12 protein-coding genes are annotated in these 17,032 nt (G+C 62.7%); 9 read left to right on the top strand and 3 right to left on the bottom strand.

What is annotated here, in order from left to right:
* The first annotated feature begins 179 nt into the window (after positions 1 to 179).
* Positions 180 to 2,819, top strand: a complete 2,640-nt coding sequence (locus tag HHL25_RS04845; RefSeq protein WP_169587796.1) for a cation-translocating P-type ATPase — start codon at positions 180 to 182, stop codon at positions 2,817 to 2,819.
* A gap of 87 nt (positions 2,820 to 2,906) precedes the next feature.
* Here HHL25_RS04845 and gltA read toward each other — a convergent pair whose 3' ends face one another.
* Positions 2,907 to 4,196, bottom strand: coding sequence for a citrate synthase (gltA, locus tag HHL25_RS04850; protein WP_169587798.1), 1,290 nt, complete (start codon positions 4,194 to 4,196; stop codon positions 2,907 to 2,909).
* A gap of 285 nt (positions 4,197 to 4,481) precedes the next feature.
* On the opposite strand from gltA, the gene HHL25_RS04855 reads away from it, so the two are divergent.
* Complete coding sequence (locus HHL25_RS04855; protein ID WP_315853048.1) at positions 4,482 to 7,019, top strand: ComEC/Rec2 family competence protein; 2,538 nt, start codon at positions 4,482 to 4,484, stop codon at positions 7,017 to 7,019.
* Here HHL25_RS04855 and lexA read toward each other — a convergent pair.
* The gene (gene lexA, locus HHL25_RS04860; protein WP_169587799.1) at positions 7,010 to 7,723 is read right to left on the bottom strand and encodes a transcriptional repressor LexA; all 714 of its coding nucleotides are present in this window, start codon (positions 7,721 to 7,723) and stop codon (positions 7,010 to 7,012) included. The two genes, HHL25_RS04855 and lexA, sit on opposite strands and share 10 nt — an antisense overlap.
* Before the next feature lie 235 nt (positions 7,724 to 7,958).
* Between lexA and HHL25_RS04865 the strand changes: the two genes are divergently transcribed.
* The 3 genes from HHL25_RS04865 to kdsA are packed head-to-tail and all read left to right on the top strand — an operon-like array spanning position 7,959 to position 10,287.
* Positions 7,959 to 8,501, top strand: coding sequence for a DUF1003 domain-containing protein (locus HHL25_RS04865; RefSeq protein WP_169587801.1), 543 nt, complete (start codon positions 7,959 to 7,961; stop codon positions 8,499 to 8,501).
* Positions 8,502 to 8,545: 44 nt separating this feature from the next.
* Positions 8,546 to 9,442, top strand: coding sequence for a VOC family protein (locus HHL25_RS04870; protein ID WP_169587803.1), 897 nt, complete (start codon positions 8,546 to 8,548; stop codon positions 9,440 to 9,442).
* Positions 9,439 to 10,287, top strand: coding sequence for a 3-deoxy-8-phosphooctulonate synthase (kdsA, locus tag HHL25_RS04875; RefSeq protein WP_169587805.1), 849 nt, complete (start codon positions 9,439 to 9,441; stop codon positions 10,285 to 10,287). Before HHL25_RS04870 ends, kdsA begins: the two co-directional genes overlap by 4 nt.
* 97 nt (positions 10,288 to 10,384) lie before the next feature.
* Here kdsA and HHL25_RS04880 read toward each other — a convergent pair whose 3' ends face one another.
* Complete coding sequence (locus HHL25_RS04880; protein ID WP_169587807.1) at positions 10,385 to 12,358, bottom strand: methyl-accepting chemotaxis protein; 1,974 nt, start codon at positions 12,356 to 12,358, stop codon at positions 10,385 to 10,387.
* 346 nt (positions 12,359 to 12,704) lie between these two features.
* On the opposite strand from HHL25_RS04880, the gene eno reads away from it, so the two are divergent.
* The 4 genes from eno to HHL25_RS04900 all read left to right on the top strand — a co-directional run bounded on the left by eno (position 12,705) and on the right by HHL25_RS04900 (position 17,027).
* Positions 12,705 to 13,979, top strand: coding sequence for a phosphopyruvate hydratase (gene eno / locus HHL25_RS04885; protein WP_169587809.1), 1,275 nt, complete (start codon positions 12,705 to 12,707; stop codon positions 13,977 to 13,979).
* A gap of 142 nt (positions 13,980 to 14,121) precedes the next feature.
* Positions 14,122 to 14,439 carry an FtsB family cell division protein gene (locus tag HHL25_RS04890; RefSeq protein ID WP_169587811.1) on the top strand — a complete coding sequence of 106 codons (318 nt, stop codon included), beginning with the start codon at positions 14,122 to 14,124 and terminating at the stop codon, positions 14,437 to 14,439.
* A 149-nt stretch (positions 14,440 to 14,588) separates the two neighbouring features.
* The gene (gene pdhA / locus HHL25_RS04895; RefSeq protein WP_169587813.1) at positions 14,589 to 15,635 is read left to right on the top strand and encodes a pyruvate dehydrogenase (acetyl-transferring) E1 component subunit alpha; all 1,047 of its coding nucleotides are present in this window, start codon (positions 14,589 to 14,591) and stop codon (positions 15,633 to 15,635) included.
* Between the two features lie 15 nt (positions 15,636 to 15,650).
* The gene (locus tag HHL25_RS04900; RefSeq protein WP_169587815.1) at positions 15,651 to 17,027 is read left to right on the top strand and encodes a pyruvate dehydrogenase complex E1 component subunit beta; all 1,377 of its coding nucleotides are present in this window, start codon (positions 15,651 to 15,653) and stop codon (positions 17,025 to 17,027) included.
* The last annotated feature ends 5 nt before the right edge of the window (positions 17,028 to 17,032 follow it).

Genomic DNA, 17,032 nt, shown 5'->3' on the forward strand with positions numbered 1-17,032 from the left:
GAAATGAAGGGATGTTCGGCGAAAAGCCGGAACAGGCAGTCCCCGCCTCTCCAAAAGGTGATCGCCGGGCGCAGCGTCCGTGGCGCCGACCTGACATTTCGCAATGTCCGGTCCGTGCGCCGTGCCCTATAACCCGATGGCGGTACGTGTACCGGTTGTTCGGAAACGAGTGGGGCGGAATGGCGGACGCAGTCGAAGATTTGGGAACGGCCCGAACGGCAGAAACGGGGCTGACGCAGGCGCAGGCGCGTCAGGCGCTGGAAAAATACGGAGAGAACCGACTGCCCGTGGTCGGAACGCCCTCTTTCCTCAAGGTCCTTGCCCTGCAGTTCCTCAGCCCGCTGATTTACATCCTCATGGCGTCTGCCGCCCTCTCGACCGTGATCAGTGAAATCACCGATGCGCTGTTCATCGCGGTCGTGCTGATCGTCAACGGCATCGTCGGGGCGATCCAGGAGTTTTCGGCCGGCAAGTCGGCGGAAGCGCTCAGGGCGCTGGAGCAGCCGCATGCGACGGTTATACGGGACGGTGAGCGGCAGGTCATCGACGCGGCCGGGCTGGTGCCCGGCGATCTGGTGATGCTCGAATCCGGTGAGCGGGTCCCGGCCGACATCCGGGTGACGACGGCGGAGGGGCTGCAATGCGACGAGGCGGCCCATACCGGGGAGTCGCGGGCAGTGGCTAAACTTGCGGGCGACGCGGTCTTTGCCGGGACCGTGATCACGCGCGGCCGCGCTCGGGGAGAAGTGGTGGCAACCGGCAGCCGGACCGAACTTGGCCGCATTGCCGGGGCGATCCAGGAGCGCTCGACCGCCAAGCCACCGCTGATGATCCGGATGGAGGACTTTACCCGGCTGATTGCGGTGGCGGTCGGCGTGGCGATCGTCTTCCTCGTGGCGCTGGGCCTTTGGCGACAGATGGCGCTTGGCGAATTGCTGACGATGTCGATCGGCTTGGCGGTGAGCGCCATTCCGGAGGGGTTGCCGATCGCCATCACGGTCGCATTGGCGATCAGCATGCGGCGGATGGCGAAGGTCAATGTGGTCGTGCGTCACCTTCCCGCGGTCGAGGCGCTCGGATCCTGCACGATGATTGCGACCGACAAGACCGGAACGCTGACACTAAATGAACTGACGGTCACCGACATTCGGTTGCCCGACGATTCCCATTGGCTTTTCGACACCGGCATCGACCCTGTCGCCGGGGGAATCAGAAGCCGAGACGGCGTGGACGATCTTCCGACAGAGGCCGTGCAACTGCTGCTGCGGGCCGCGAGCCTGCCGAACGAAGGGGAACTTTCCAGGGGCAATGGTGGTGGCTTCGATCCGATGGGCGATACGGTCGACGTCGCCTTGCTGGCTGCCGCCCACAAGGGCGGGGTCAGAAAGGCGGACCTGCTGGAGAAGTATCGGCTTGAGAAGCGGATTCCCTACGAGCCGGAACTGAAATATGCGGCCTCGTTCCATCTTGACGAAGAGCATCTGCACATCTTCGTCAAGGGCGCCCCGGAGATGCTGGGGACGATGTGCGGAACAATGCGCGTGGGCGAGCATACGGTGCCGATCGACCACGATCTGCTGCGTGGCCAGATGGATGCGATGACCGGCTGCGGTTTGCGTGTTCTTGCTTTCGCCGAGGGACGGCTGGCCCGTTCCGACAATGGCGACTATGGCGACCACCTGCTGTTCGACCTGACCTTCCTCGGTCTTGCAGGGATGCAGGACCCGATCCGCCCCGAGGTGCCGGCTGCCTTGGCGGCCTGCAGGACCGCCGGCATCGATGTGGCGGTGATCACTGGTGACGACCCCCGGACAGCAACGGCGATCGCGCGCGAGGCGGGGCTGCATTTTCTACCGGAGGACGTCGCGACCGGAGAGCTTGTGGCGGAAGCGGCCGACGCGGGCGAAACCGCGCTCGATGAACTCACCCGCCATGTCCGGGTCTTCGCCCGGGTGAAGCCCGACCAGAAGCTGGCGATCGTGCGGTCGCTGGCGCGCAACGGTCACTATGTGGCGGTCACGGGCGATGGAGTGAACGACGCACCGGCACTCAAGCACGCCCATGTCGGGGTGGCGATGGGCCGGGCCGGAACGGACGTCGCCAAGGAGAGTGCCGACATCATCCTGGCCGACGACAATTTCGCCTCGATCGTCGCGGGGATCCGCGAGGGGCGCGTGGCCTACAGCAATATCCGCAAGGTTGTCTTCATGCTGGTTTCCACGGGGGCGGCGGAGGTGTTCCTCTTCCTGCTGGCGATGGTTCTGGGCACCCCAATGCCGCTTTCGGCCGTGCAGCTCTTGTGGCTCAATCTGGTGACCAATGGCGTGCAGGATATTGCGCTGGTGACCGAGGCAGCAGAGGGCGACGAGCTCAGCCGCCCGGTGCGCCAACCCGACGAATCGCTGTTCGACCGGCTGATGGTCCGGCGCATTCTCGTGGCGACGCTGCTGATGGGTGGCGGTGGCTTCGCGCTGTTCTACTGGCTGATCGAAAACGGGATGAGCCATCTGGCTGCGAGCAACCTGCTGCTGGTGCTCTTCGTGCTGTTCGAGAACTTCCAGTGCATCAACAGCCGGTCGGAGCGGCGTTCCGTGTTCCGCCAGTCGCTCGCGTCGAACCCGTTCCTCCTCATCGGGGTGCTCGGGTCACAGGCTCTGCATCTCGGGGCCATGTATGTGCCTGGTCTCAACAGCCTGCTTGGCATCAGCCCGATCACGCTCAACGAATGGCTGTTGCTGCTGCTCGCGGGCTCCAGTCTTCTCGTCGTCAGCGAGATCGAGAAGGTCATCTACCGACGCCAATTGGCAAACATGCCCTGAGCGTAATCGAGCGCCCTCTGCAGTCACGAAAAAGGCCGGCGGAATTCCGCCGGCCTTTTTCAGTATCAAGACCTGACTCTCAGGCGATCAGCGCTGACCGACCGGCACGTAGTCGCGCTTCGGTGCACCGGTGTAGAGCTGGCGCGGACGGCCGATGCGCTGCTGCGGATCCTCGATCATCTCGTTCCACTGGGCGATCCAGCCGACGGTGCGGGCGAGCGCGAAGAGAACGGTGAACATGGTGGTGGGGAAGCCGAGTGCACGCAGCGTGATGCCCGAATAGAAGTCGACGTTCGGGTAGAGCTTCTTTTCCTTGAAGTACTCGTCGCTGAGCGCGATCCGTTCCAGTTCCAGTGCGACCTGCATCAGCGGATCGTCCGAATGGCCGGTCGCTTCCAGCACTTCGTACATGGTCTTCTGCATGATCTTGGCGCGCGGGTCGTAGTTCTTGTAGACGCGGTGGCCAAAGCCCATCAGGCGGAACGGGTCGTTCTTGTCCTTGGCGCGGGCGATGTATTCCGGAATACGGTCAACCGTGCCGATTTCCTGCAGCATGTTGAGGGCCGCTTCATTGGCGCCGCCGTGGGCCGGGCCCCAGAGGCAGGCGATGCCGGCCGCGATGCAGGCGAACGGGTTGGCACCCGACGAGCCGGCGAGACGGACGGTCGAGGTCGACGCGTTCTGTTCGTGGTCTGCGTGCAGGATGAAGATGCGGTCCATGGCGCGGGCCAAAACCGGGTTCACCTTGTACTCGTCGCAGGGCACGGCGAAGCACATGTGCAGGAAGTTGGCGGCGTAGTCGAGATTGTTCTTCGGGTAAACGAAGGGCTGGCCGATGTGATACTTGTAGGCCATGGCGGCGATCGTCGGCATCTTGGCGATCATGCGCAGCGAAGCGACCATGCGCTGGTGCGGATCGGTGATGTCGGTCGAGTCGTGGTAGAAGGCCGAGAGCGCGCCGACGGTGCCGACCATGACGGCCATCGGATGGGCGTCGCGGCGGAAGCCGGTGAAGAACTTGCTCATCTGCTCATGCACCATGGTGTGGTGCGTGACGCGATAGTCGAAATCCTTCTTCTGGGCAGCCGTCGGCAGTTCACCGTAAAGCAGCAGGTAGCAGACTTCGAGGAAGTCGCCCTTTTCGGCCAGCTGCTCGATCGGATAGCCGCGGTGCAGCAAAACGCCCTCGTCGCCGTCGATATAGGTGATCTTGGATTCGCATGACGCGGTGGACGTGAAGCCCGGATCGTACGTAAAGGCGCCGGTGTGCTTGTAGAGGGCGCCGATGTCGACGACGTCAGGACCGATGGTGCCGGCCTTGACGGCCAGATCGACCGACTTATCCCCGAGTTTCAAAGAAGCGCTTTTGTCCGTCATGCTAATCCTCCGGAATTGGCGGGAGAGCGTCCGAAAGGGCGCCCTTGGGTTTAAGCGTAGGCATGTAGCTATATGATACGGAAGTTAATGCCAAGCTATCCAAAGGGCAAATTGTGCGTCGCGAAAAAGGCCGTCACGCAGGGTGTCTCAGATTTAATCGATTGAGTAATTTATGCGGGAAAACTTCTTGTCGCGCTCGTGAAAATTGCTAGATTTCCTGTTGCGAACGCGCGGACCGTGGGGCGTCAATCGGCCAGCCGGCGCGGGGCAGGGGGCAGGCAATTGGTGGAGATTGCCGAACGACGGGATGACCTCGACGGGGCGGGCGCGATGCCGCTGCAGCCGACGGCATCTTTTGGGCCGATTATTGGTTCGCCCACCACGCTCGTGCGAACCGCGGGTCGCCGTGCGCGCCTCTCCGAACGCCTGACGCAGCTTTGGTATGGCCTCGTGGCGGACTCGGCGCGCGAGGCGGAGCACGGCCATCTCTTTCATTTCGTTCCGGTCTTTCTCGGAGCCGGCGCGGTTACCTGGTTTTCGCTCGCTCGGCCGCCGCCGACCAGCGTCCTGGCGGGACTGCTGGCCGCACTCTTGTTCCTTCTTCTCGCCGTGGCGACCGCTCGGCCGGGACTGCGCAGAATGCTGGCGTGCGTGGTCCTGTCCGTTGCCGGCATGGTGCTGGCCGCCATCGAAACCGGCCGGCTGGGGACGACGATCCTCGACAGCGGCGTGACGACCATCGTCACGGGTATCGTCGAGAGGCGCGAGGCGGGTGCCAATGGCGAATGGCGCTACGAGATCCGCCTGACGGCAACGGCCGAGCCACGGTTGAAGCGGCCGCCGGAGCGGATCTCGATCCTTGCCCGCGGCGCGAATCGGCCGGCGCTTCTCGGCGAGGCGATCCGGGGGCGGGCGCGACTTTCGCCGCCCTCCGGGCCGGCGCTTCCCGGCCTCAACGATTTCGCCTTCGCCAGCTATTTCAATGAGGTCGGAGCGGTGGGCTTCTTTCTCGGGCCGCCTAAGGCCGGCGCGGCCGGTGTGGCGAGCAACGAGGGGTTCTGGGAAACGGCCGACCGCATGCTTTTTTCCTTGCGGGATCGGATCTCGACACGCATCCGCACGCAACTTGCCGGTGATCCCGGCGCCTTTGCGGCCTCGATCATCACCGGCGAGCGCCGCTCGATGTCGAACGGCGCGACGGAGGCCTTGCGGCTCTCGGGCCTCGCGCACATCACGGCGATCTCGGGGCTGAACATGGCGCTGGCCGCGGGGATCTTCTTCGTCGGCCTGCGCAAGATCCTCAGTCTCCTGCCAGGGCTTGCCCAGACGATGCCGATCAAGAAGTTCGCGGCCTTCGGCGCGCTTGCCGCCGCCTTCGCCTACCTGCTGATATCGGGCTACCAGGTCTCGGCCGTGCGTGCGTTCCTCATGACGGCAATCATGCTGGTCGCGGTGCTCTTCGATCGCCCGGCGATCAGCCTGCGCAACCTGGCCCTTGCTGCGATCGTGATCCTGGTGGTCAGCCCATCGGCCGTGATGGGGCCAAGTTTCCAGATGTCGTTTGCAGCGACTGCCGGACTGATTGCCGGCTATGCTGCGTGGCGCAACCGGCCGCGCAAGTTCTCTCTGCCATTCGCGATACCGGGTCTTTCCTTGCTTGCAGCAGGCGGGAAGATCCTTGGGGGGACTTTCGCAACCTCCCTGATCGGCGGCTTGTCGACCGCGGCCTTCGCCGTTTCCCATTTTCATCGGCTGGCGCCGCACAGCCTGGAAGCCAATCTCGTGGCAATGCCGATCATCTCGATCCTCGTCATGCCGGCAGGGCTCGTGGCGATGCTACTGATGCCTCTCGGTCTCGACGGGCCGTTTCTCTGGGTGATGGGGCAGGGGCTCGAATGGGTGATCGCCATCGCCGAGTGGATTGCCGGCTGGGACGACGCAATCCGTTTTTCGCGACTGCCAGACTGGTTCCTGCCTCTGACCTCCCTCGGTCTGCTGATGTTGACGTTGCTCCGATCGCGCCTTCGGCAGGCCGCAAGCTTTTTGCTCGGGGCGAGCCTTCTGGCGGTACTCATCGCGCCGCTTCCACCGGTCGCCGACCTCTATGTGGCGGAAGACGGTCGCCTGGTCGGGATGTGGGCGGAGCCCGGTCTGCTTGCCACCAACCGCGTTCGCCCTGCGTCCTTCATCTTCGACCAGTGGCAATCCGCACTTGGCTTTTCGAGCCATGAGCCGCCAGTGTTCCTCGATAAAGCCGGCGACAAACAACCCTCTGGACAAGCCACCCAAGAACAGGACGGGTTGAAGGCGGCGCGGGCTGTTTTAGCGCCGGCGAAGGCCCGACCGCAATTTTCGGAGGCGGATCTGGAAGACGGCGAAAGGCGAATGAAGGCCGCACTCGCAAAAGCCTCTGGCTCGCGGTTTACCTGCAACGGCAAGTCTTGGTGCGTCGCCGTTCTCAAGGACGGCTGGACCATCGCGGCGGTCGAGGAACCCGCCCTTGTCGGGGCCGCCTGTGACAGTGCGGATATCGTGATCTCGGCGAGGCGGACCGGATTTCAACGCTGCCTGTCCGGCGCCCACCTTTTTACGGCCGAAACCCTCAGACAGACCGGCGCGCTCGAAATGACGCTCGGTAATCGGCGGGACCGCGCATTGTCGGTCACCTCCGCCATCGAGCGAGGAGCCAATCGGCCATGGACCGTGCATCGCCTCTATGACTGGCGGACGGAACGTTTTGTCTTCCCGCCAACGGAGGACGAGCCGGCTCTCCGTTCCGACGAAAAAGGCGGGTTCGATGACCCGCCCTCGCTTCAGTGGTAACGTCGGATAAGGCCGACGAGCTTGCCCTGGATCTTCACCCGGTCGGGCGGGAAGATCCGCGTCTCATAGGCCGGGTTGGCCGCTTCCAACGCAATCGACGCCCCCCGGCGGCGGAAGCGCTTCAGGGTCGCCTCCTCGTCATCGACCAGCGCGACGATGATGTCGCCCGGATTGGCGTTCGAGGCATTGCGGATGATGACCGTGTCTCCGTCGAGAATGCCGGCCTCGATCATCGAATCGCCCTTGACCTCCAGGGCGTAGTGGTCACCGGAACCGATCATCTCGGCCGGAACGGTGATGTCGTGGGTGTTGTTCTGAATGGCCGAGATCGGCACGCCGGCGGCAATACGGCCCATGACCGGAACACTGACGGAATTCGATGTGTCCTCGACGGCGACCTTCGGCGGTGCGACCGGGGCGGGTTTGCCCAGGCTGCCCTCGATCACGCTCGGAGAGAAGCCGCGGCGCGGCTGCAGGCTCGGCGTATAGGCTTCGGGCAGCTTGATGACCTCCAACGCCCGGGCCCGGTTCGGGAGACGGCGAATGAAACCGCGCTCCTCGAGCGCCGTGATCAGGCGGTGAATGCCGGACTTCGAGGCCAGGTCGAGCGCATCCTTCATCTCGTCGAAGGACGGGGGAACGCCCGACTCCTTCATCCGCTCGTGGATGAACAGAAGCAGTTCCTGTTGCTTTCGCGTCAGCATGTTGCGGTGCCCCATTCGTGAAACAAATACAGAACATACACTATCTGTTCCAGTTGTGTTCCGCAAGGGGATAAAAAAACGTGAAGAAGCCGTCAGATCTTGTGTTTTATCGGGAGGTCCGGTCCGCGGAGGGGCCGCCTCAAGGCATGCGACCGTTGACAGGGGCAGTCCTCGTGTCGAATGACTGGGCCGGGGTCTGGTGCCCGCATGCGCGGCAGAGTGGAGACGGTGAGACATGTTGGGCGATATCGAGAAGAAGGTGTTCGGCAAGGCTGCGCATGAGCTCAGCGAAGCGGAACGCCGGGTCCTCAAGAAGGCCCGCGAGCGGCGGGTGCTTTCGACGAACGCAGGCGAGGATTTTCTCGCCGCCGCAACGCCGGGGCAACGACTTGCGGATTCGATCGCCCGGGTCGGCGGGTCCTGGGGCTTCATTATCGGGTTCGGTGCCTTCCTGGTCGCCTGGGTGATCCTCAATACCGTCGTGCTGGCGACGCACGCGCTCGACCCTTATCCGTTCATCTTTCTCAACCTGTTGCTCTCGATGCTGGCGGCGATCCAGGCGCCGGTCATCATGATGAGCCAGAACCGGCAGGCGGCACGGGACCGTTTCATGGCGGCCAAGGACTACGAGATAAACCTGAAGGCGGAGATCGAGGTGCTGGCCTTGCACCACAAGATCGACGAGCAGGTGCTGATCGAGCTCCAGGCTGCCCGGAGCGAGATTGCCGCATTGAAGGAGGCGGTGCTTGCCCTTTCATCGACGGGCGGGAGTGATTAGGTAGTCGCAAGAACGGTCTGTCAGGCGCAAGGAGTGCATTCCCGATGACATCCAAACAGCATGCGGTGGGAGCGGTCGACCACCTCGTCCTACCGGTTACGTCGCTCGAGGCGACGCGCGCCCGGTTTACTCAGCTCGGCTTCACGGTCGCGCCGGATGCGCGTCATCCGTTCGGGACGGAGAATGCCTGCGTCTTCTTCGGGGACGACACCTATCTCGAACCGCTGGCCGTCGGCAGCCGCGAAGAATGCGAGGCTGCAGCCAAGGCCGGCAACATGTTCGTCGCGCGGGACCAGGCGTTCCGCTTCCGCAACGGGCAGGAGGGCTTTTCCGCGATCGTGGTGAAGACGGCCGACGCGGATGCCGATCACGCGCGGTTTGCCGGCGCAGGCTTTTCCGGCGGACCGATGCTGCATTTCGAGCGCCTGTTCAAGATGGCCGACGGTTCCGAGGTTCTCGGCGGTTTCAAGCTCGCCTTTGCCGCGGATCTCAGGGCTCCCGATTTCTTCCTGTTCGCCTGCGAACGGGTGAACCCGCTGCCCGCGGACCGCGGCGCGCTGGCCCGGCATGCCAATGGCGCGCTCGGCCTCTCGGCGGTCGTGCTCGTCGAGGAAAACCCGAGCGATTTCCAGTATCTGCTCGAAGAGGTGTTCGAACAGCGCGCGGTGGAGGCGCACTCCTTCGGGATCGCGCTTCAGACAAGGAATGTGAAGGTCGAGGCGCTCACCCCTGAGGGGCTCGACGGCTATTTCGGTATCGACGCCCGAGTGGCCGGGCGTGGACTCAATGGCCGGCTGGTCATCGTGCGGGTCGGCGATATCGGCGTGACAGAGCGCCTGCTCGCTGCTAATGGCGTCGCATTCAGCCGCCGCGGCGCGCGCCTGATCGTTCCGCACGAGGCGGGGCAGGGCGTGGCCTTCGCATTCGAGGAGGTTTCATGAGCATTCCGACCAATTCCGAAGTCGTCGTCGGCGATGGTGCCGCCAAGGCGGTCTTCTCCAATTCGAAGCGTTTTGCGCTGATCGCCGGCCCCTGCCAGATGGAAAGCCGCGACCATGCCTTCATGATCGCCGGGCAGCTCTCGGAGATCTGTGGCGAACTCGGCATCGGCCTCGTCTACAAGTCGTCCTACGACAAGGCGAACCGCACCTCGCTTTCGGCCGAACGCGGCATCGGCCTGGAAAAGGCGATGGAGGTCTTTGCCGACCTCAAGAAGGAATACGGCTTCCCGGTGCTGACCGACGTGCACACCGAAGAGCACTGCCGGCTGGTCGCCCCGACGGTCGACGTGCTGCAGATCCCGGCCTTCCTGTGCCGTCAGACCGATCTTCTGGTCGCCGCCGCCCAGACCGGCCGCGTGATCAATGTGAAAAAGGGCCAGTTCCTCGCCCCCTGGGACATGAAGAACGTGCTCAACAAGCTCAATGCCAGCGGCAACCCGAATGTGCTGCTGTGCGAACGCGGCGCGTCCTTCGGCTACAACACGCTCGTCTCCGACATGCGCGCGCTGCCGATCATGGCGGCGATGGGCGCGCCGGTGGTGTTCGATGCGACGCATTCGGTCCAGCAGCCGGGTGGCCAGGGCGGCTCCTCGGGCGGCCAGCGCGAATTCGTCGAGACGCTGGCACGCGCGGCTGTTGCCGTGGGGGTTGCCGGCCTGTTCATCGAGACGCATCAGGATCCCGACAACGCGCCGTCCGACGGCCCGAACATGGTGCCGATCAGCCAGATGAAGCGCCTCCTGGAAAAACTTCTGGCCTTCGACGCGGTCGCCAAGGCTGCTTGACCTTATCTGTCAAGCCGACGATCAGACACATGAAAACGCCGGCCCTTTGGCCGGCGTTTTCAGTTCAGCGATACCGTGTCGGGTGAGCGGGCAAGGTTCAAAACTCTTCCCAGCTTTCGCCTGTCGGTGACGCCGCGATTGCCGTGTTTGTGCCACCAATGCCGAACGCCGTGGCTAGTTTCTGGCCGAGGGCGCGAGCCGGCGATCGGACAGGTGCGGTCTGCTTGCCGGTCGGTGCCAATGCCGGCAGCAGAGGCGCGCGCGCGATCTGAGTTACAGCCGCTCTGTCGCGCAGGGTGAAGCGGGACAGCAGCGTGTTGAGATGCAGCGTCTCGTCGGACAGCTCGCGGCAGGAGGCATTCGTCTCTTCGACCATGGCGGCGTTTTGCTGGGTGACCTGGTCCATGCGGTTGACGGCGGCATTGACCTCGGAGAGCGCGGTGGACTGTTCCGAGGAGAACTGTACGATCGCTCCAATCAGGCCGTGGACCTTGTTAACCTGCATGTCGATTTCACCAAGGGCCTCGCCGGTGCGGTTGACAAGCGTTACCCCGGCGGCAACCTGGCCAGAGGAGGTTTCGATCAGGGTCTTGATCTCTTTGGCGGCATTGGCGGAGCGGCCGGCAAGGTCTCGAACTTCCTGGGCGACAACGGCGAAGCCCTTGCCGGCTTCGCCGGCGCGGGCAGCCTCGACCCCGGCATTGAGTGCCAGAAGATTGGTCTGGAAAGCGATCTCATCGATGACATTGATGATCTGGCGTATCCGGTTTGCAGAATCCTCGATCTTCTCCATGGCTGCAACAGTTTCACCAACGACCACCGCGGAGCGCTCGGCGCTGACCTTGGTGCCGGCCATCATGGTACTCGCCTCGGTGGCGCGGGCGCTCGCGGTTTTTACCGTTGCGGTAATCTCATCGAGCGCGGCAGCGGCTTGTTCGAGCGAAGCGGCCTGGGTCTCCGTGCGTTTGGCGAGATCGTCGGTGCTGGCAGCGATCTCGCTTGAGCCGGTTCGGACTGCGCTGGTGGCGCCTGTAATCTCAAAAAGCGTTTCGGCGAGGATCGAGACACTGGTGTTGAATGCGCTCCGTAGCCTTTCGTAATCAGCGGCGAAAGGACGCTCGATCTGGAAGGTGAGGTCGCCCCCGGAAAGCCGCTCCAACGCCTGACTGAGTTCGCCGATGACGCGGGCGCGCTCGGCATCTTCGGCAGCCTTGGCGTCCATTTGCCGCCGCTCGGCCTCGATCTGGTCGTTGCGCGCCTCTTCCTGGCGCTTGCGGTTCGAAATGCGTTCAAGCGCCGCTTCGCGGAAGATGGTAACGGCGTTCGCCATCTCGCCGATTTCGTCGGCGCGACCATCATACGGCACCGGCATCGTATAGTCGCCGCCGGCAAGGATCGCCATATAGTCGCGCATTCCGTTGAGCGGAACGATCGCACGGCGGCGCAGGGCGTAAAGACCGCCGAATAGCAGAGCAATGGACAACGCAGCGGCGGCACCCGACACGAACTCGTAGAAGACGGTTTCTTCGGCCGCCGACCTTTCGGCTTCGGCCTGAAACGCGGTTGCCATTTCCACGAGCTGCGAGACGGCGGCATCATGCGTGTTGAAGGCATCCTTGAGGGCGTCATATGCCGGCATGTTGTCGATGTGGCCTTCGGCGTTCAACACCGGAATGACTTGCGTTTCGAGGATATTCCAGAATTTGTCGCCAGTCGTGACGACATCGCTCAGCAACTTGGCCTTCAGTCCTTCGTCGAGGTCGGAGCCTGACCAGTCGCTCCGGCGATCCAGGTATTGCGGCTTCAGCTCTTCCTCGATCGAACGGATATTGGCTGCGGCGGTGTCTGGATGTTCTGCCGACTCCAGGGCCCGCATATAGGCCTCCACGAGATAAAGCGGCGGAGGCAGAATGTCGGCGACCAGATCCTTGCCGTTGACGATCTGGTGGTAGGCGGGGCCGTTCACCCTTAGCTTGTTGAATGCATAAGCCTGCATGCCAATCGAGGCCAGCATGCCGATGCAAACGATGCAGCCGAATATTACGAGGCTGCGGGCAATATTGATTTTCATCGTCCCCCCGAGGTGTGTGGTCATGCGATATGCCGGTAATTCACGATACCGTTTGTGGCGAGACTCAAACCGTTTTCGCCGCCCGCGCATCGACAGTGTGAAATTTAGCAATGGTAATTTACTATTTACTTAATTCACCGTGTGCAGCGTCGTGTGTTTCGAGGCAGCCGTGGACAAAGCTCTGTCGGGAACTGTGCGGGACGGGCCAGGTCTGCGCCAGGCCACAGCGCGGCTGGAAATTGGGGCTCCGCTCGGGCCGAGCTTTCACATGGCTGCCATTGTATTTTCCGTGTCTTCGATTAAGACAGGCCATCCTCAATCCCCACCCAGCAGCAGGGAGGCCCTCATGACTGCAATCACCGACATCATCGGCCGTGAAATTCTCGACAGCCGCGGCAATCCGACCGTCGAAGTCGACGTCTATCTGGAAGACGGCAGCATGGGCCGCGCGGCCGTGCCGTCGGGCGCCTCGACCGGCGCCCACGAAGCGGTCGAACTGCGCGACGGCGGGAGCCGCTATCTCGGCAAGGGCGTCGAAAAGGCGGTTGAAGCGGTCAATACCGAGATCTTCGACGCGATCGGCGGCCTTGATGCCGAGAACCAGATCCAGATCGACAACATCATGATCGAGCTGGACGGCACGGCCAACAAGTCGCGCCTCGGCGCCAATGCCATCCTTGGCGTGTCGCTCGCCGTCGCCAAGGCTGCCGCGGAAGCTTCCGGCCTGCCGCTCTACCGCTATGTCGGTGGTCCGAACGCCCATGTTCTGCCGGTTCCGATGATGAACATCATCAACGGCGGCGCCCATGCCGACAACCCGATCGACTTCCAGGAATTCATGATCGTCCCGGTCGGCGCCGAAACCATTCGCGACGCGGTTCGCATGGGCTCGGAAGTCTTCCATACGCTGAAGAAGCAGCTCGCTGCCGACGGTCATAACACCAATGTCGGCGACGAAGGTGGTTTCGCACCGGGTCTGGCATCGGCTCCGGCTGCCCTCGACTTCATCATGAAGTCGATCGAAAAGGCCGGCTACCGTCCGGGCGAAGACGTCCATATCGCACTCGACTGCGCCTCGACCGAATTCTTCAAGGACGGCAAGTATGTCCTCGAGGGTGAAGGCCGCACGCTCGAGCCGGGCGCGATGGCGGAATATCTCGCCGAGCTTAGCGCCAAGTACCCGATCTTCTCGATCGAGGACGGCATGGCGGAAGACGACTGGGCCGGCTGGAAGATCCTGACCGACAAGATCGGCTCCAAGGTCCAGCTCGTCGGTGACGACCTGTTCGTCACTAACTCCTCGCGTCTGCGCGACGGCATCAAGATGGGTGTCGCCAACTCGATCCTGGTCAAGGTCAACCAGATCGGTTCGCTGTCCGAAACGCTCGACGCAGTCTCGACCGCCAACCGCGCTGCCTACACGGCGGTCATGTCGCACCGTTCGGGCGAAACCGAGGACTCGACGATCGCCGATCTCGCGGTTGCCACCAATTGCGGTCAGATCAAGACCGGCTCGCTGGCCCGCTCGGACCGTACCGCCAAGTACAACCAGCTGATCCGCATCGAGGAAGGCCTTGGTCCGCAGGCGCGCTACGCCGGCACCTCGATCCTGCGCGGCTGATCGTCGACGCAATTTTTCGTATCTTGAAGCCGCGCCCTCCGGGGCGCGGTTTTTTTGTCTGGCACACAATCAGGGTCAACGATCGGTTAAGCAATCGCCGATAATTTGAAACCATAGTTTTGCGTTTCAAGGCGTTCAGCGTATGTGGACCAGGCACCATAAGAAGAGAAAATTCGGTCGTCTCATTCTTCCGTCCGTCACCATCGCCTTTCTTTCCTATTTCGGCTATCATTCCATCCATGGCGACTACGGCCTGAGGGCCGCGCAGGAGTTCGAGCGGCAGCGCATTGCGCGAAGCGGAGAACTTGCCGAGCTTGTGAAGCATAGAAAGCAGCTTGAAAGACAGGTCGAGTTGATGAGCGACGGCTCGCTCGAGCGCGACATGATCGACGAGAAGGCGCGGTATCAGCTCAATATGTCGCGTCCGGACGAAATCGTCATCTTTAATAGCTATTTCTGATTAACCGAAATCAGGTTAATTCAAAAAAATAACGTAAAATCATATGGTTATCATGAATGCGAGCCATGCATTTATAGCATTGCCCGCGCGCCCTTTCTTGCCTATTCTGTTGCGCAATCAAGATCCGACATAACCCTAGGGAGGGATGAATGGCGCCGCGAAAATCCGCGACTGCTTCCGGCCGCAAGACCACGGCCAAGCCTGCCAAGAAGGATTTCACCGAAGGAGCGATCGTCGAGTTCGATCGCGACGCCGAGCTCAAGTCCTATCGCGAGATGCTTCTGATCCGCCGCTTCGAGGAAAAGGCCGGCCAGCTTTACGGCATGGGCTTCATCGGCGGCTTCTGTCACCTCTATATCGGTCAGGAAGCCGTCGTCGTCGGCATGCAGATGGCCCTCAAGGACGGCGACCAGGTCATCACCGGTTACCGTGACCACGGGCACATGCTGGCCTGCGGCATGAGTGCGCGCGGCGTCATGGCCGAGCTGACCGGGCGTCGTGGCGGCCTGTCCAAGGGCAAGGGCGGCTCGATGCACATGTTCTCCAAGGAGAAGAACTTCTACGGCGGTCACGGCATCGTCGGTGCCCAGGTTTCGCTCGGCACGGGTCTCGCCTTCGCCAACCGCTACCGTGACAACGGCCAGATCTCGGTTGCCTATTTCGGCGATGGCGCTGCCAACCAGGGGCAGGTCTACGAGAGCTTCAACATGGCCGAGCTGTGGAAGTTGCCGGTCATCTATGTGATCGAAAACAACCGCTACGCCATGGGTACCGCCGTTTCGCGCGCTTCGGCTCAGACCAATTTCGCCCAGCGCGGCGTGGCCTTCAACATTCCCGGCCTGCAGGTCGACGGGATGGATGTGCGCGCGGTTCGCGCCGCAGCCGAGCAGGCGGCCGAATACTGCCGCTCCGGCAAGGGTCCGGTCATCCTCGAGATGATGACCTATCGCTATCGCGGTCACTCCATGTCCGACCCGGCAAAATACCGTTCCAAGGACGAAGTGCAGAAGATGCGCTCCGAGCATGACCCGATCGAGCAGGTGCGCGCGCGCCTCCTGGAGAAGGGCTGGGCGAGCGAAGAGGAGCTGAAGGCGATCGACAAGGATGTCCGCGACATCGTCGCCGACAGTGCCGATTTTGCCCAGGCCGATCCGGAGCCGGATGTATCCGAGCTCTACACCGACATTCTGCTGTAATCGGGGAGGGAACCCATGCCGATCGAAATTTTGATGCCCGCCCTCTCTCCGACGATGGAAGAAGGCACGCTTTCCAAGTGGATCAAGAAGGAAGGCGACACCGTCAAGTCCGGCGACGTGATTGCTGAAATCGAGACCGACAAGGCGACCATGGAAGTGGAAGCCGTCGATGAAGGCGTGCTCGGCAAGCTGCTGGTTGCTGCCGGCACCGAAAACGTCAAGGTCAATACGCCAATCGCCGTGCTCCTTCAGGACGGCGAAAGCGCCGCCGACGCGGTGGCTCCGAAGGCTGCGCCCGCTCCGGCAACCGAAGCTGCGCAGGCTCCGGTTGCCCCTGCTGCGTCCGCTCCGGTGCCTGCGGCTCCGGCTGCAGCCGTCGCCGCCGATCCCGACGTGCCGGCCGGCACCGAAATGGTGACGATGACGGTGCGCGAGGCGCTTCGCGAAGCGATGGCTGAAGAGATGCGCGCCAATCCGGACGTCTTCGTCATGGGTGAGGAAGTCGCCGAGTACCAGGGCGCCTACAAGATCACGCAGGGCCTGCTGCAGGAATTCGGCGCAAGGCGCGTCGTTGATACGCCGATCACCGAACACGGCTTTGCCGGCGTCGGCGTCGGCGCGGCGATGGCTGGCCTTCGCCCGATCGTCGAGTTCATGACCTTCAACTTCGCCATGCAGGCGATCGACCAGATCATCAACTCGGCGGCCAAGACGCTGTACATGTCGGGCGGCCAGATGGGTGCTCCGATCGTGTTCCGCGGCCCGAACGGTGCAGCAGCGCGCGTCGCCGCCCAGCACAGCCAGGACTACGCCGCCTGGTACAGCCATATCCCGGGCCTCAAGGTGATCCAGCCCTATACGGCTGCCGACGCGAAGGGCCTGCTGAAGGCGGCCATCCGCGATCCGAACCCGATCATCTTCCTCGAGAACGAAATCCTCTACGGTCACTCCTTCGAGGTTCCGAAGCTCGATGATTTCGTCCTGCCGATCGGCAAGGCGCGCATCCACAAGGTCGGCAAGGACGCGACGATCGTTTCGTTCGGTATCGGCATGACCTATGCGGTCAAGGCGGCCGACGAGCTTGCCAAGGAAGGTATCGACGTCGAGATCATCGACCTGCGCACGATCCGCCCGATGGACCTGCCGACCGTCATCGAGTCGGTCAAGAAGACCGGCCGTCTGGTCACCGTCGAGGAAGGTTATCCGCAGTCTTCGGTCGGCACCGAAATCGCCACGCGCGTCATGCAGCAGGCCTTCGACTACCTCGATGCGCCGATCCTGACGATCGCCGGCAAGGACGTTCCGATGCCTTACGCGGCCAACCTTGAGAAGCTTGCTCTGCCGAATGTCGGCGAAGTGGTCGAGGCGGTCAAAACCGTCTGCTACAAGTAACGGGA

It is taken from the genome of Rhizobium terricola (genome assembly GCF_012927355.1).
GTDB classification, from domain to species: domain Bacteria; phylum Pseudomonadota; class Alphaproteobacteria; order Rhizobiales; family Rhizobiaceae; genus Allorhizobium; species Allorhizobium terricola.

Bases quoted from the DNA above. Each gene is read 5' to 3' on its own strand.
- HHL25_RS04845 (WP_169587796.1), top strand. From the start codon at position 180: ATGGCGGACGCAGTCGAAGATTTGGGAACGGCCCGAACGGCAGAAACG.
- gltA (WP_169587798.1), bottom strand. From the start codon at position 4,196: ATGACGGACAAAAGCGCTTCTTTGAAACTCGGGGATAAGTCGGTCGAT.
- lexA (WP_169587799.1), bottom strand. From the start codon at position 7,723: ATGCTGACGCGAAAGCAACAGGAACTGCTTCTGTTCATCCACGAGCGG.
- HHL25_RS04865 (WP_169587801.1), top strand. From the start codon at position 7,959: ATGTTGGGCGATATCGAGAAGAAGGTGTTCGGCAAGGCTGCGCATGAG.
- HHL25_RS04870 (WP_169587803.1), top strand. From the start codon at position 8,546: ATGACATCCAAACAGCATGCGGTGGGAGCGGTCGACCACCTCGTCCTA.
- kdsA (WP_169587805.1), top strand. From the start codon at position 9,439: ATGAGCATTCCGACCAATTCCGAAGTCGTCGTCGGCGATGGTGCCGCC.
- HHL25_RS04880 (WP_169587807.1), bottom strand. From the start codon at position 12,358: ATGAAAATCAATATTGCCCGCAGCCTCGTAATATTCGGCTGCATCGTT.
- eno (WP_169587809.1), top strand. From the start codon at position 12,705: ATGACTGCAATCACCGACATCATCGGCCGTGAAATTCTCGACAGCCGC.
- HHL25_RS04890 (WP_169587811.1), top strand. From the start codon at position 14,122: ATGTGGACCAGGCACCATAAGAAGAGAAAATTCGGTCGTCTCATTCTT.
- pdhA (WP_169587813.1), top strand. From the start codon at position 14,589: ATGGCGCCGCGAAAATCCGCGACTGCTTCCGGCCGCAAGACCACGGCC.
- HHL25_RS04900 (WP_169587815.1), top strand. From the start codon at position 15,651: ATGCCGATCGAAATTTTGATGCCCGCCCTCTCTCCGACGATGGAAGAA.